Source organism: Salmonella sp. 32082101201600294FB01SM01 (genome assembly GCF_017572865.1).
Taxonomy (GTDB): Bacteria; Pseudomonadota; Gammaproteobacteria; order Enterobacterales; family Enterobacteriaceae; genus Salmonella; species Salmonella enterica.
This window is the reverse complement of the sequence record NZ_JAGESB010000002.1, coordinates 606448-619532: the sequence shown is the minus strand read 5'-3', so window position 1 is coordinate 619532 and position 13085 is coordinate 606448. Positions and strand designations below refer to the sequence as shown.

General features: G+C 55.3%; 16 protein-coding genes. 5 read left to right on the top strand and 11 right to left on the bottom strand.

What is annotated here, in order from left to right; translation table 11 throughout:
* Nucleotides 1-59: 59 nt before the first annotated feature.
* The 3 genes from J4645_RS12745 to J4645_RS12735 form a co-directional block, all read right to left on the bottom strand.
* Nucleotides 60-1067 carry an LLM class flavin-dependent oxidoreductase gene (locus J4645_RS12745; protein WP_000130432.1) on the bottom strand — a complete coding sequence of 336 codons (1008 nt, stop codon included), beginning with the start codon at nucleotides 1065-1067 and terminating at the stop codon, nucleotides 60-62.
* A gap of 177 nt (nucleotides 1068-1244) precedes the next feature.
* Nucleotides 1245-2141 carry a U32 family peptidase gene (locus J4645_RS12740; protein ID WP_077911074.1) on the bottom strand — a complete coding sequence of 299 codons (897 nt, stop codon included), beginning with the start codon at nucleotides 2139-2141 and terminating at the stop codon, nucleotides 1245-1247.
* A complete protein-coding gene (locus J4645_RS12735; RefSeq protein WP_023214439.1) occupies nucleotides 2132-3127 on the bottom strand; it encodes a peptidase U32 family protein in 996 nt (331 codons plus the stop codon). Before J4645_RS12735 ends, J4645_RS12740 begins: the two co-directional genes overlap by 10 nt.
* A 216-nt stretch (nucleotides 3128-3343) precedes the next feature.
* Here J4645_RS12735 and J4645_RS12730 point away from each other — a divergent pair, with 216 nt between their 5' ends.
* A complete protein-coding gene (locus J4645_RS12730; RefSeq protein WP_000884721.1) occupies nucleotides 3344-3868 on the top strand; it encodes an SCP2 domain-containing protein in 525 nt (174 codons plus the stop codon).
* Nucleotides 3862-4365, top strand: coding sequence for an N-acetyltransferase (locus tag J4645_RS12725; protein WP_000908562.1), 504 nt, complete (start codon nucleotides 3862-3864; stop codon nucleotides 4363-4365). The genes J4645_RS12730 and J4645_RS12725 overlap by 7 nt, the downstream gene beginning before the upstream one ends.
* On the opposite strand, the gene J4645_RS12720 is transcribed toward J4645_RS12725, so the two are convergent.
* Entirely contained in the window at nucleotides 4352-4669 is a 318-nt protein-coding gene (locus J4645_RS12720; protein WP_000928379.1) for a GIY-YIG nuclease family protein, read from the bottom strand. The two genes, J4645_RS12725 and J4645_RS12720, sit on opposite strands and share 14 nt — an antisense overlap.
* Nucleotides 4670-4706: 37 nt before the next feature.
* On the opposite strand from J4645_RS12720, the gene J4645_RS12715 reads away from it, so the two are divergent.
* The gene (locus tag J4645_RS12715) at nucleotides 4707-5150 is read left to right on the top strand and encodes a YhbP family protein (RefSeq protein WP_001608176.1); all 444 of its coding nucleotides are present in this window, start codon (nucleotides 4707-4709) and stop codon (nucleotides 5148-5150) included.
* Here the strand turns inward: J4645_RS12715 and yhbO are convergent.
* Nucleotides 5130-5648, bottom strand: coding sequence for a protein/nucleic acid deglycase (gene yhbO, locus J4645_RS12710; RefSeq protein ID WP_000037599.1), 519 nt, complete (start codon nucleotides 5646-5648; stop codon nucleotides 5130-5132). The two genes, J4645_RS12715 and yhbO, sit on opposite strands and share 21 nt — an antisense overlap.
* 130 nt (nucleotides 5649-5778) lie before the next feature.
* On the opposite strand from yhbO, the gene J4645_RS12705 reads away from it, so the two are divergent.
* Nucleotides 5779-6414: an NAD(P)H-binding protein gene (locus J4645_RS12705; RefSeq protein WP_001552025.1), complete on the top strand. Its 636-nt coding sequence runs from the start codon at nucleotides 5779-5781 to the stop codon at nucleotides 6412-6414.
* Between the two features lie 66 nt (nucleotides 6415-6480).
* Here J4645_RS12705 and dolP read toward each other — a convergent pair whose 3' ends face one another.
* From dolP to J4645_RS12685, 4 genes are read right to left on the bottom strand one after another with little or no spacing between them, the layout of a single operon-like run.
* Nucleotides 6481-7056 (bottom strand): division/outer membrane stress-associated lipid-binding lipoprotein, encoded by a 576-nt coding sequence (gene dolP / locus J4645_RS12700; protein WP_000643280.1) that lies wholly within the window; start codon nucleotides 7054-7056, stop codon nucleotides 6481-6483.
* Nucleotides 7057-7065: 9 nt separating this feature from the next.
* Nucleotides 7066-7656: a DnaA initiator-associating protein DiaA gene (gene diaA / locus J4645_RS12695; protein ID WP_000893481.1), complete on the bottom strand. Its 591-nt coding sequence runs from the start codon at nucleotides 7654-7656 to the stop codon at nucleotides 7066-7068.
* A 21-nt stretch (nucleotides 7657-7677) separates the two neighbouring features.
* A complete protein-coding gene (locus tag J4645_RS12690) occupies nucleotides 7678-8073 on the bottom strand; it encodes a YraN family protein (RefSeq protein WP_000057283.1) in 396 nt (131 codons plus the stop codon).
* Entirely contained in the window at nucleotides 8031-10073 is a 2043-nt protein-coding gene (locus tag J4645_RS12685) for a penicillin-binding protein activator (protein ID WP_001608172.1), read from the bottom strand. The genes J4645_RS12690 and J4645_RS12685 overlap by 43 nt, the downstream gene beginning before the upstream one ends.
* Nucleotides 10074-10136: 63 nt before the next feature.
* Here J4645_RS12685 and rsmI point away from each other — a divergent pair, with 63 nt between their 5' ends.
* Entirely contained in the window at nucleotides 10137-11000 is an 864-nt protein-coding gene (gene rsmI, locus J4645_RS12680) for a 16S rRNA (cytidine(1402)-2'-O)-methyltransferase (protein ID WP_000812285.1), read from the top strand.
* Nucleotides 11001-11157: 157 nt separating this feature from the next.
* On the opposite strand, the gene J4645_RS12675 is transcribed toward rsmI, so the two are convergent.
* A complete protein-coding gene (locus J4645_RS12675) occupies nucleotides 11158-11931 on the bottom strand; it encodes a DeoR/GlpR family DNA-binding transcription regulator (RefSeq protein WP_001083899.1) in 774 nt (257 codons plus the stop codon).
* A 110-nt stretch (nucleotides 11932-12041) separates the two neighbouring features.
* A complete protein-coding gene (gene gatD, locus J4645_RS12670; protein ID WP_000844174.1) occupies nucleotides 12042-13085 on the bottom strand; it encodes a galactitol-1-phosphate 5-dehydrogenase in 1044 nt (347 codons plus the stop codon).

Here is a 13085-nt window from a genome sequence, read left to right as displayed (position 1 = left end):
TCCGGCCTACTTGATGCTGTAGGCCCGGTAAGCGAAGCGCCACCGGGCAAAACAACGCGCTACCCCAACAATTCCTGCTTCACATCCATCGCCAAATCAAACGAATGCAGCCGCGCCTGGTGGTCGAAAATCTGCCCGTTTACCATAATTTCATCCGCCTGGGTTTCCCGCAGGATGGATTCCAGCCCGTGACGGACTTTCGCTTTATCACCGACCAGCGACATGCTCAGTGCCTGCTGCACGCCATACTGCTCGGATGGCGACCAGAAGGTCTCCATATTCTCAATCGGCGGCGGCAGTTGGCCGGTTTCCCCACGGCGTAGCTTCACAAAAGCCTGCTGCATAGAGGTAAACAGGAATTCGGCGTCGCGGTTGCTGTCGGCGGCGATAATATTGATACACACCATCGCGTACGGTTTTTCCAGCCGCGCTGAAGGTTTGAACTGGGTACGGTACAGATGCAGCGCCTGGAACAACATATCCGGCGCGAAATGCGAAGCAAAGGCGAACGGTAGGCCAAGCTGGGCCGCCAACTGTGCGCTATACAGGCTGGAGCCCAACAGCCAGACCGGGATCTTCTCGCCGTAGCCGGGCACCGGGCGCACATGCGGATTAGGATCGCGAGCGTCGAACCAGTCCACCAGCTCTGCGACATCGCGTGGAAAGTTATCAATATCGCCGCTCATATGGCGACGTAGCGCGCGCATCGTCGGCTGATCGCTACCCGGCGCGCGTCCCAACCCTAAGTCGATACGTCCCGGGTAGAGCGTATTCAGCGTGCCGAACTGCTCGGCAATCACCAGCGGTGAATGGTTAGGCAGCATCACGCCGCCGGAGCCAAGATGTAATGTTGTGGTATTGGCCGCCAGATAACCAATCAATACCGAGGTCGCCGCGCTGGCGATACCGGTCATGTTGTGATGTTCCGCCAGCCAGTAGCGGTGATAGCCGCGCTTTTCAGCCAGCCGTGCGAGATCAAGCGAGTGCGTGAAGGCTTCTTTTGCCGAAGATCCTTCAGGGATCGGCGCCAGATCCAGCACCGAGAATGGAATAGTTTTGTCAGTCATAACGGCTCACTTTGTTACCGGTTAATCTTTTAATACTGCATTAAAGATTAGCGAATGTTGTTAACAAAGTGAGCTTTATGAGACTGACGGCAAAAACAATGCCCGATAGCGCTGCGCTTATCGGGCCTACGGGAGCGCTATTTGTAGGCCCGATAAGGTCTTTATGCCGCCATCCGGCTAGGCCTGTAGCTCCAGCCCGGCCAGCCGCTTCCAGTAGCCGTTGCAGTCACTATGGGAGGCAAGCGGTAATGGCGCACCGCCGTTTTCGTTAGCGCGAAAGGCATCAAGCATGGCAAATGTCTCCGTACCCAACGGCGACAGCCGCACGATATCGACCAATCCCTGCATCGACATCAGTTCGTTGCCAAGGTTATAGACATAGCCGCTCATGGTCTGAATACCGTTAAGCACAAACACCTGCTGATTCTCTTGCGAGAGCACGTCACGACCGTTTGGATACTTGATACAGCAGGTTTCGCACTCATCTTTCGGGCGGTCTTCCGAACGGGCGGTAAAGCAGCGAGCGGAGTAGGCCAGCGGCAGATGCCCGTAGCTCAACACTTCCACTTCAAACTGATTGCGGATGCCCAGTTCATCGCACTGATTAAGCAAATTCACCAGCCAGTCGCGGGACAGCTCCACCGGCATACACCAGCGTACCATGCCTTCTTTCAGCAACCGGCGCAGCGTGACCGCGTTGTAGCAATTCAGCGCATGGCCGGCGACAAACGGCAGTTTGCGCTCGGCGCACAGATTCACCACGCCAAGATCGCTGGCTTCCAGCAGAAAATCGCCGTTGTCCACATAGCGTTTCAGCTCGCTTAATTCAGATGACGCCTGTACCAGCGCCAGGGTAGAGAGCACCACCTGCTTACCGCTGGCGGCGAGGGATTTCGCCATTTCCAGCCAGTCGCCGACTTTGGTCGCGCGACGCTTGCTGCACACCGCTTCGCCCAGATAAATGACATCAGCGCTGCTTTTTGCGGCCTGCTGATAAAAATCTTCCAGCGTCTCTTTCGGCCAGTAATAAAGCACCGGTCCTAAGGAATATTTCATAGCTCCTCTCACTGCCATTTACGGTGATATGCGCCAAGCGTGGTTTGAGTGCCTTCGGACATCGCGCCGAGCGTCTCCATCCAGTCGCGCTGTGGAACGAAGTTTTGCGGGGCGGCTTTGCAGCGATCGATCGCCTGGCGCCACACTTTCGCCACCTGGCTGACATAGGCCGGGCTGCGCTGGCGGCCTTCGATCTTCACCGAAGCGATGTTCGCCGCCATGAGCTCCGGCAGCAGTTCCAGCGTGTTCAGGCTGGTTGGCTCCTCCAGCGCGTGATAGCGCTCGCCGTCCACTAAATAGCGGCCTTTACACAGCGTTGGGTAGCCCGCGTTTTCGCCATCCTGGTAACGGTCAATCAGGACATCATTCAGGCGCGATTCCAGCCCCTGCGGCGTTTGCTGCCAACGGACAAAGCGGGCGGGCGAGCAGGCGCCGACGGTATTGGGCGACTCCCCCGTCAGGTAAGAAGAAAGATAGCAGCGACCTTCCGCCATAATGCACAGGCTGCCAAACGCGAATACCTCCAGCGGCACCGGCGTGACGCGGGCCAGTTGTTTTACCTGGTGAATCGACAGTACACGCGGCAGTACTACACGGTGGACATCAAAGTTGCGGTGATAAAAGTGAATCGCCTCTTCGTTGGTTGCCGAAGCCTGAACGGAAACATGGCGCTCAATATGCGGGTAACGCTCTGCGGCATATTCCAGCATAGCGAGGTCGGCGAGAATCAACGCGTCGGCGCCAAGCTGCGCCGCCATATCCACGGCGCGCTGCCAGCGGGCATAGCCGTCCGGATGCGCAAAAGTATTAATGGCGATGTGTAATTTGCGGCGATGCTGGTGAACAAAACTCACCGCTTCCTGCAATTTTTTTTCGGTAAAGTTAAGGCCGGCAAAATGACGGGCATTGGTATCGTCTTTTAACCCGATATAAACGGCGTCAGCGCCGTTTTCGATGGCCGCCTTCAGCGCCGGGAGATTTCCGGCAGGGCAGAGCAGCTCCATAATTTATCCTGAGGGTTACGTCTGAGACGCAAAATTGTTAACGAACAGGGATTTTAGTTAACCTTGCTGCGACAATTTTTGATTTAAGGCAGTTAAAGGCGTATTGGTAACACCAATAATGGGGTAGAAAATCAGACCCAATTGTTGATTTACGCCGCCATGTGATTTATTGGATATGGCAAAATAACAGGACTATTGAAACAGGGAGTAAAGCTCGTGTTAGATAAACTGCGTTCACGCTTAGTCCATGCTGGCCCGTCTCTGATGAGTGTACCGGTTAAACTGACGCCCTTTGCGCTAAAGCGCCAGGTTCTGGAACAGGTTCTGAGCTGGCAGTTTCGTCAGGCGCTGGCCGATGGAGAGCTGGAATTCCTCGAAGGTCGTTGGTTAAGCATTCATGTTCGTGACATCGACTTAAAATGGTATACCACGGTTGAAAATGAAAAACTGATCGTTAGCCAGCAGGCGGATGCCGACGTCAGTTTTAGCGCCGACGCCAGCGATCTGCTAATGATAGCTGCCCGTAAACAGGACCCGGATACGCTCTTTTTCCAGCGTCGACTGGTCATTGAAGGCGATACTGAGTTAGGGTTGTATGTGAAGAATCTGATGGACGCCATCGAACTGGAGCAGATGCCGAAAGCGTTACGCGTTATGCTGCTGCAACTGGCGGATTTTGTTGAGGCGGGTATGAAAAACTCGCCGGAAACCAAACAGACCTCGGTAGGTGAACCATGCTAATTCGAGTAGAAATTCCTATTGATGCGCCTGGTATTGATGCGCTGTTACGCCGTTCATTCGAAAGCGATGCGGAAGCGAAGCTGGTTCACGATTTGCGTGAAGATGGTTTTCTGACGCTCGGACTGGTGGCCACGGATGATGAAGGCCAGGTGGTGGGCTATGTCGCCTTTAGTCCGGTTGATGTGCAGGGCGAAGATTTACAGTGGGTCGGCATGGCGCCGCTGGCGGTCGATGAAAAGTATCGCGGGCAAGGGCTGGCGCGCCAGTTAGTGTATGAAGGGCTGGATTCGCTCAACGAGTTCGGCTACGCGGCGGTCGTGACGTTGGGCGACCCGGCGTTATATAGCCGCTTCGGTTTTGAACTGGCCGCGCATTACGATCTTCACTGCCGTTGGCCCGGTACGGAAAGCGCTTTCCAGGTACACCGTTTGGCTGAGGATGCGCTGGAAGGCGTGACGGGGCTGGTGGAGTATCACGACCACTTCAATCGTTTTTAAGCACCGGCGTTTGCAGGCTGGACAGCAGCGCCTCAAACGCTTCGCGTTCCGTCACAAGGCGCTCCTTCTGGCGCTTTGTGAGCTGTTTGATGCGATACTCTATGCGCAGGGCCAGCGAGCGATCGCCGACCTGCGCCGCAAACGCCAGCGTTAACTCGCCTTTTCCCCGTAATGCTTTTGCGCCTTTTCCCGTTTGATGCTGCCTGTAGCGACGCGCCACATCGGTGGTTATTCCGGTGTAAAGCGCATTGTCTGCAGTACGAATCAGATACAGATACCAGGGTGTCATTGTCGCCATCAGCATGATAATTTTCAGGTTCCCAGTATAAGCGAGAATAAAAATGGACACACTTACCGCTATTGGCCGTTGGCTGGCGAAACAACACGTGGTGACCTGGTGCGTACACCATGAGGGAGAGCTGTGGTGCGCCAATGCGTTTTATTTGTTCGATGCGCAAAACGTCGCGCTGTATCTGTTAACGGATGATAAAACCCGCCATGCGCAAATGTCCGGCGCGTGCGCGCCAGTTGCGGGAACGGTCAATGGTCAGCCGAAAACGGTGGCGCGCATTCGCGGCGTGCAGTTTAAAGGGGAAATTCGCCGTCTGGAGGGGGAGGAGAGCGACGCCGCGCGTAAAGCTTACCTTCGTCGCTTCCCGGTCGCCAGGGTGCTGCCAGCGCCGGTATGGGAAATCCGGCTGGATGAAATTAAATTCACCGACAACACGCTGGGGTTTGGTAAAAAACTGCACTGGTTACGCGACTCACGCGCCCAGCAGGCGTAGCGCCTCGCGGTTAAATGCCGGCAGGTCGTCAGGCGTGCGGCTGGTCACCAGCTGATCTTTATCGACGACGACTTCCTGATCGTAAAATTCCGCGCCCGCGTTCTTCACATCGATAATAATCGGTTTCACCGCCGTGAGTTTGCGGCCACGAATGACATCGGCGCTGATCAACAACTGCGGGCCGTGGCAAATGGCAAAAACCGGTTTACCGCTGTTAACGAAATCGCGGGTAAAATCCACGAAACGGCTGTCGCCGCGCAGGTAGTCCGGCGAATGACCTCCCGGCAATAGCAAGGCGTCGAACTCGTCGGGACGAACGTCATCAATAGCCTTATCAATGGTGACGCTGGCCTCGCCTTTTTTTCCTTTCACCGTTTTACCCGCCTCTTTTTCGATGGTGATGACCTCATGGCCGGCCTGACGGAATTCTGCAGCCGGCGAGGTAAATTCTGAATCTTCAAATTCATCGGTAATCAAAACGGCAATTTTCTTACTCATGCGTTTCCTCCGCAGTGGTGGCGTCGGGTAAGGCAAATTTTCCACAATGATGGATACTTACCTCGTAGACTATTAAGCCTGGTCGATAGGGCCGAGAGTGCAAGGTGGACAAATCTGTAAAGGAGCGAGGATGAGTCAGGTACTGATTACCGGCGCGACCGGACTGGTCGGCGGACATCTGCTGAGAATGTTAATCAACACGCCGCAGGTGAGCGCTATCGCCGCGCCGACGCGTCGTCCGCTGACGGATATTGTCGGCGTTTATAACCCTCACGATCCGCAGCTTACCGACGCGTTAGCTCAGGTGACCGACCCGGTAGATATTGTTTTTTGCTGCCTGGGCACGACCCGGCGTGAAGCGGGAAGTAAAGCGGCGTTTATTCATGCGGATTATACGCTGGTGGTTGATACCGCGCTGACCGGGCGTCGACTGGGCGCGCAGCACATGTTGGTGGTCAGCGCAATGGGAGCAAACGCGCACTCTCCGTTTTTCTACAATCGGGTGAAAGGAGAAATGGAGGAGGCGTTAATCGCGCAAGATTGGCCTCGTTTGACGATTGCCCGGCCTTCTATGCTGCTCGGCGACAGAACAACGCGGCGGGTGAATGAAACGCTTTTCGCTCCGCTATTCCGGCTGCTGCCCGGAAACTGGAAATCGATTGATGCGCGGGATGTGGCGCGGGCCATGCTGGCGGAAGCGCTGGCGCCAGCACAAGAAGGCGTGACGATTCTGACCTCATCGCAACTGCGGGAAAAAGCGGGGTAGCGAAGCCGGATGATTTACCGGATGGCGACGCGGTTTACACATTTTTATCGCCACCCGGCACACCGGTTACTTAATATACGTAAAGGCGGTGGTCACGCGTTTCACGCCGCTCACCCGGCTGGCGATGTCCGCTGCCGCTTTACCTTCACGTTCAGTTACCAGGCCCAGCAGGAATACTTCGCCATTTTCGGTGGTGACTTTCACATTTGACGATTTTACCTGATCGCTGGTCAGTAGCTGTGAGCGAACTTTCGTGGTGATCCAGGTATCGTTAGAGGCGGTCCCCAGGCCGATAGGCTGACCCTGGCGAATCTCGTTATAGACCTCGGTGGTGCCTTCAACGCCCATCGCTATCTGTTTCGCGCGTGCGGAGAGTTCGCTGTTTGGCGACTGGCCCACTAACAAAACTTTGCCCTGATAAGCCGTGACATTGATGCGCGTCTCTTTTTTGATTTGCTCATCTTTCGACAGCGCGCTGCTGACACGCAGTTCCAGCGTTCCGTCATCCACCTGGGTGCCCACGCTACGCGGGTCGGTTGCGGCTTTGGTGCCGACGGCTGCCGTACCCACTACCGCGGCGGCGACGCAACCTTGCAATAGCAACGCAGAAATAAGGACTGCGAGCGGCGAAAATGCCTTCATGTGTACTCCTTAATCATCCTGGTGAGGAAAAAGCGTGTTATCGATCAAATCGCACAGGCAGTTTACCGTCAGCATATGCATTTCCTGAATGCGCGCGCTGTGATGTGAAGGGATACGAATTTCAACATCCTGCGGCCCTAATAGTCCGGCCAGCTCACCCCCGTCATACCCGGTTAGCGCCACAATGGTCATGTCACGTGTGACGGCTGCTTCAACGGCTTTTACGATATCGCGACTATTACCACGCGTAGAGATCGCCAATAAAACATCGCCTGCATGTCCCAGCGCCCGGACTTGTTTTGCATAAACTTCATCGTGCAGGCGATCGTTAGCGATCGCAGTTAAGACCACATTATCGGTATTTAGTGCAATGGCGGGTAAACTGGGTCGCTCCGTTTCAAAGCGGTTAATCATGCTGGCAGCAAAATGCTGTGCGTTGGCCGCGGACGTCCCGTTTCCACAACAGAGGATTTTGTTGCCGTTAAGCAGGGAATGAACCAGCGTCATGGCGGCGCGGGAAATGGCATCCGGAAGCGCTTCCGCCGCAGCAATTTGAGTTTGAATGCTTTCTGTAAAGCAAACTTTGATTCTTTCGAGCACGCTAATCCTTAAAATCTTCAATTATGAGTGGTCGTTAAACGCATCCCGAAACCACTCAATCTCATTTCCGGTGAAGGCTAACACATCGAACCGACAATCCACAGTATCAAAACTCCCATTCTGGCGGGCGAGCCACAAGCGGGCAGTATGTAATAATTTGTGTTGCTTGCTGCGGGTCACACTGGCCGCCGCGCCGCCATAAAGTCCGGAGCGCCGATAGCGGACCTCAACAAAAACCGTCGTTTTTCCGTCGCACATGATCAGATCGATTTCGCCGCCGCGCTCGCGCACGTTGGCGGCGATAAACCGCAGTCCTTTGCTTTCCAGCCAGCGACGCGCGGCAGCTTCCCACGCGTCGCCAGCCTGTTTACGCGTTAGCTGGCGGGAACAATCTCCCCTTGCTGGTATTTGAGCCATGATAACTTCCTGTTAATCACACAATCCGGGCTGGCGGTTAATGCGCCGGTATTACCATTGATCTCAAACCCCTGCACCTGACGCATCTGCGAAAAGTGGTTCGCCAGCGTCCAGGCATCCACGCCCATGGCGTACATCCGCGCCAGAGAATAGTCGTTATGTACAGCGCTCAGCGCCTGCTGCATCAACGGCATATTGCCGCCTGCCAGCATAGGAATTTCACTGTATTGTAAACCTTCCATCTCCAGACGGAAGTCGGGGCCGGAGGTGCCTTGCGCGCTGCGGGAGCTGGCATACAGCGTCGCGCCGCTCTGGGTGCCGTTACGCATGGCGATCATCGGTTTGATAAAGCCAATCTCTTCCGGCGTAGCCAGAATATAGACCGCGTCTACGCGTCCGCCGCCGGTGATTTGCGCGTCGGTCGGCGGCGCAGGGATGGTCAGACCGCCAATGGTGACGCCAGGCTGCGTAGGCACGCTGGCGGCGACCGGACTGCCCGTCAACGCGATACCCGCGCCGCCGTTCACGCCCATTTTCAGCTCGGCTACGGAGCCGAATTTTTGCTGTAACACGATGCCGCCGCCCAGTTTTTGCCACTCCTGGGTGAAGGCGTTCGCCACGCGATCGCCAAGCGCGCTGCGTGGGATCAACAGCAGCGGCGACTGCTTGCCCTGGTCATAAATATGATGCGCCGCGTCACGGGCTTCATCTTCAGGAGAGAGCGCGAAATAGCAGATATTAGGGAAGCTACGTACAGTTTCCGGCTGGTTGAGCGCCAGCACGTTGAGCGGCGTGTTGCTTTTCATCAGCGCTTCCACATTGTTTTTCAACAGCGGCCCGACCACGATACTGGCGCCGTCTTGCTGAACCTGAGCGAGCACCTGATCCAACGGCTGGGAAGAGGTATCGTAGATTTTTAATTCAGCGGAGGGATCCGCCGGCGCGCTTGCTGTAGCAGGGGGAGTTTGTGGCGCGCTGACTGGCGTAGCGGACTGGGATGGAGCGTCATCAGTCAGATCGCTCACCGAGGCCTGCGACGGACTGGCGACGCCGTTGGTCATTTGTGGCTGCGTCTCCTCCACGCCAGGTTCTACTGGCGCATCAGGCGCGGCGGCAGGCTGCATCTCTACCGCCTGGGTGCCGAGGTTTTTCGCGGCTTCGAAACCTTGCTGGATGGTACGGCCAAACACGGCAGCCTGACCGTTCAGCGGCAGCAGCAGAGCGATTTTGCTGGTGGAAGCTGGTTTAAAACGTTGTACATTGACGAGCTGCGTCGGCAGCATTTTCGCCCCCGGATTTTGCGGGTAGCGTTTTTGCCAGTCGGCGATCCCGGCTTTCAGCATGTCCGGATCGTTGCGGTTGTCAAACCAGACGCGTTGCAGATCCAGCCAGCCCTGAAGCACATTTTCATCGGCGTTGATAACCAGCGTCCTGGCCTGATCCGGCGTCATGGCGGAGAGCGCCTGCCAGGTGGCGTCGATATTTTTTTGTTTCTCTTTCGCCGCCAGTAGCGGTTCCTGGGCGATTAACGCCCGCAATAGGGTAAGCGACGGGCGTCCCTGGCTGGCAACGATCTGCGCCTGCCAGTAACGCGCTTGCTGATTTGGCGCAAAGTCGGCGGGTTTTAGTTTATCCAGCAAGGCCTGCGCGCCTGCGACATCTTTTTGCGCCAGTTTGATTTCTACCGCTAATAAAGACTGTTCGCGACGCTGGGTATCGTTCAGATTTTGCGGGAGTTGGTTGAACAGGTCGACGGCCTGCTGGCTTTTTCCTTCTTTCAGCAGTGCATGAATGGCGAGTAATTGCCAGTTGGTCTTGCTATCATCTGCGCTTTGCTGCATCTGATGCAGGTAAAAGGCGGAGTCAGCTTGCGCTGAACCCTGCATATAGGCTGCGCTTTGATCTGGCGCCTGGGTGCCGCACCCGGCGAAAAGTAGCGCAGCCAGGACGACAGGCAGCGCGCGTGCGGCGTTCAAACGAGAAAATGTTGAGGGTACCATACTGTATCCAGTGATATTTTTTTACGCAATGCTCAATATTAAATCGGCAATACGGACGACACAATGAAACAAAACGAATCGGCGGATAATTCTCAGGGCCAACTCTTTATTGTACCTACTCCTATCGGTAATCTGGCGGATATTACCCAGCGTGCGTTGGAGGTGTTACAGGCTGTAGATCTGATTGCCGCCGAGGATACTCGTCACACCGGTTTATTGCTGCAACATTTTGGGATTAATGCCCGATTGTTCGCGCTGCACGACCATAACGAACAACAAAAAGCGGAAACGCTGGTCGCGAAGCTAAAAGAAGGGCAGAACATTGCGCTGGTTTCCGACGCCGGTACGCCGCTAATTAATGACCCCGGCTATCACCTGGTACGTACCTGCCGTGAAGCGGGGATTCGCGTGGTGCCGCTACCGGGGCCGTGTGCGGCGATTGCCGCCCTGAGCGCCGCTGGCCTGCCATCCGACCGTTTCTGCTATGAAGGCTTTTTACCGGCGAAATCCAAAGGCCGCCGTGATGCGCTAAAAGCCATTGAAGCGGAGCCGCGAACGCTGATTTTTTATGAGTCAACCCACCGCCTGTTAGATAGCCTGGAAGATATCGTCGCGGTATTGGGAGAATCCCGCTATGTGGTGCTGGCGCGTGAGCTGACCAAAACCTGGGAAACCATTCACGGCGCGCCGGTCGGCGAGCTGCTGGCGTGGGTCAAAGAAGATGAAAACCGTCGCAAAGGCGAAATGGTGCTGATTGTTGAAGGGCATAAAGCGCAAGAAGACGACCTGCCCGCCGACGCGCTGCGCACGCTGGCGCTGCTACAGGCAGAACTGCCGCTGAAAAAAGCGGCGGCGCTGGCAGCAGAAATTCACAGCGTGAAGAAAAATGCGCTGTATAAATATGCGCTGGGGCAGCAGGAAGAGTAAAAGCGAGCGCCCGGGAACCGCCTTTTATCGCCATCGCGTTAATACTCAATCAGGTGATTGATGTGGGTAAAGTGATGGGGGCATTGGGCGGTGATAGCGGGCCGGGCCTTTCCTTCGGGCTTACTCTCGCGATCAGCAACGCATAACCGACTCCTTTTTAGACGATCATTAGTTCCACGCCTGTTTTCGCTAATGCCGCTTTATCCTGTTTGCTGATGGTGTCATCGGTTATCACACAATCGATCTTGTCCATCGGCAATACCTGGTTAAAGCCGCGACGGTTAAATTTGGTCGCGTCCAGTACCGCGATAACTTTGTGTGCCGCCGCCGCCATGACGCCGCTAATGGAATAACCTTCGTTAAACGTGGTAATACCGTTTGTCGCATCAATGCCATCCGCCCCGACAAACATGACATCGGCGCTGATGCCGTGTAGCGATCGTTCCGCAATCGTGCCGTGCATTGAGTGGGTTTTATGCCGTACCGTACCGCCGCAGACCACCAGCGTGAGATCTTTATTTTCTGATAGCGTAAAAGCGGCAGGCAAGCTGTTAGTGATCACCGTAATATTGCTTTTTCGCGCGAGCGCTTCCGCAATCAGTAATGTTGTGCTCCCGCTATCCAGAATGATGGTCATTCCTTCTTCAACCATTGCCGCAGCCGCCTGGGCAATCCGCTTTTTCGGATCGCTGGCGAGTTGATACCGATCTTCCAGAATGACTTCCTGATTGTCGCCTTCCGCCAGATGACTTCCCGGTTTTGCCGCGCCGCCATGAAAACGGGTGACAAGGCCTTTCTCTTCCAGCAGACGCAGGTCAGCACGGATAGTCACTTCAGAAATACCAAAGGTATTTGAAAGGTCCATCACCAGCACGCTGCCTTGCGTATTAATCAGGTCGACAATTTTATTTCTTCGCTCAAATGAGTTCATATTGATTTGCCTGATAATTAACTGTAACTAGTTTAAACGAAGGATTGCGAAAGGTGAACGCTAAATTTCGAAAGGAAATGTGAGCCAGCGCAGGTTGCTGGCTCGTACCATCAGGAAAGTTGAAGTAGGATTTTGCCCTGCATGGGCGCGCCATTAAGCGCTTTGACTGCTTCTGCAAAGCTTTCCGCATCGCCGCGATGGGCAATGAGAGGGGTCAGTTGAAGACGTTTTTCAGCCAACAGGCGCGCTGCGGTTTCCCATTCTTCTCCTGGCCATGGCGCGGAGTAGTTCATCCAACTGCCGAGGAGCGTGAGCTCTTTACGCAAAATTAGCCCGAATGTACGCGTTGTCAGGGTGAGATCGTGATGTAACGTCCCCACCAGCGCCAGTTGCGCGCGCGGCCCGGCGATATCGATAGCCAGCGAGACGGTCTGGGGAGTTCCTGCCGTTTCGAGAACCAGTTGATCAAACTGAATGTCGGACAACGCGGTCTGGATGTCGTCGGCGGTCATTTCCCGGCTATTACAGGTATGCGTTGCGCCGAGCGCTTTCGCCAGTTCCAGTTTCTGCGGATTGATATCAATCGCCGTTACGCTTCGCGCGCCCAGTTCCCGCGCGCACTGTAAGGCCAGCAGGCCGATTGTCCCGGCACCGACGATAATTACGTTTTTCCCCTCGCAGCCCTGCGCCAGATGAAAGGCGTGTAAGCCCACGGTAATCGGTTCGATAAACGCGCCATCTTCAATCGGCATATCAGACGGCAAGCGGAAAAGATTGGCCCGTTTGACCACCACATATTCCGCATTACCGCCTTCGCTGCGCGATCCTACAAACTGATACTGTTTGCATAAAGAAAAGTAACCGCGTTCGCATTGCGGACAGTGAAAGCAGGGAAGAAGCGGGACACAAGCGACGGCATCGCCAGGCTGCATATCCGTTACGCCAGTACCGTAGGATTCAACGTAGCCGCTGAATTCATGGCCTAACGTAATAGGATAATAATGGGCGCCCTGCGCGAAAATACGCGGGATATCCGACCCGCAAAGCCCCGAGCTAACGACCTTGACCAACACATCGTCCTCGGCTTGCAGTTGTGGTAAGGGGCGTTCTTCAACGCGCACGTCTCCCTCAGCGTGAATAACCACTGATTTCAT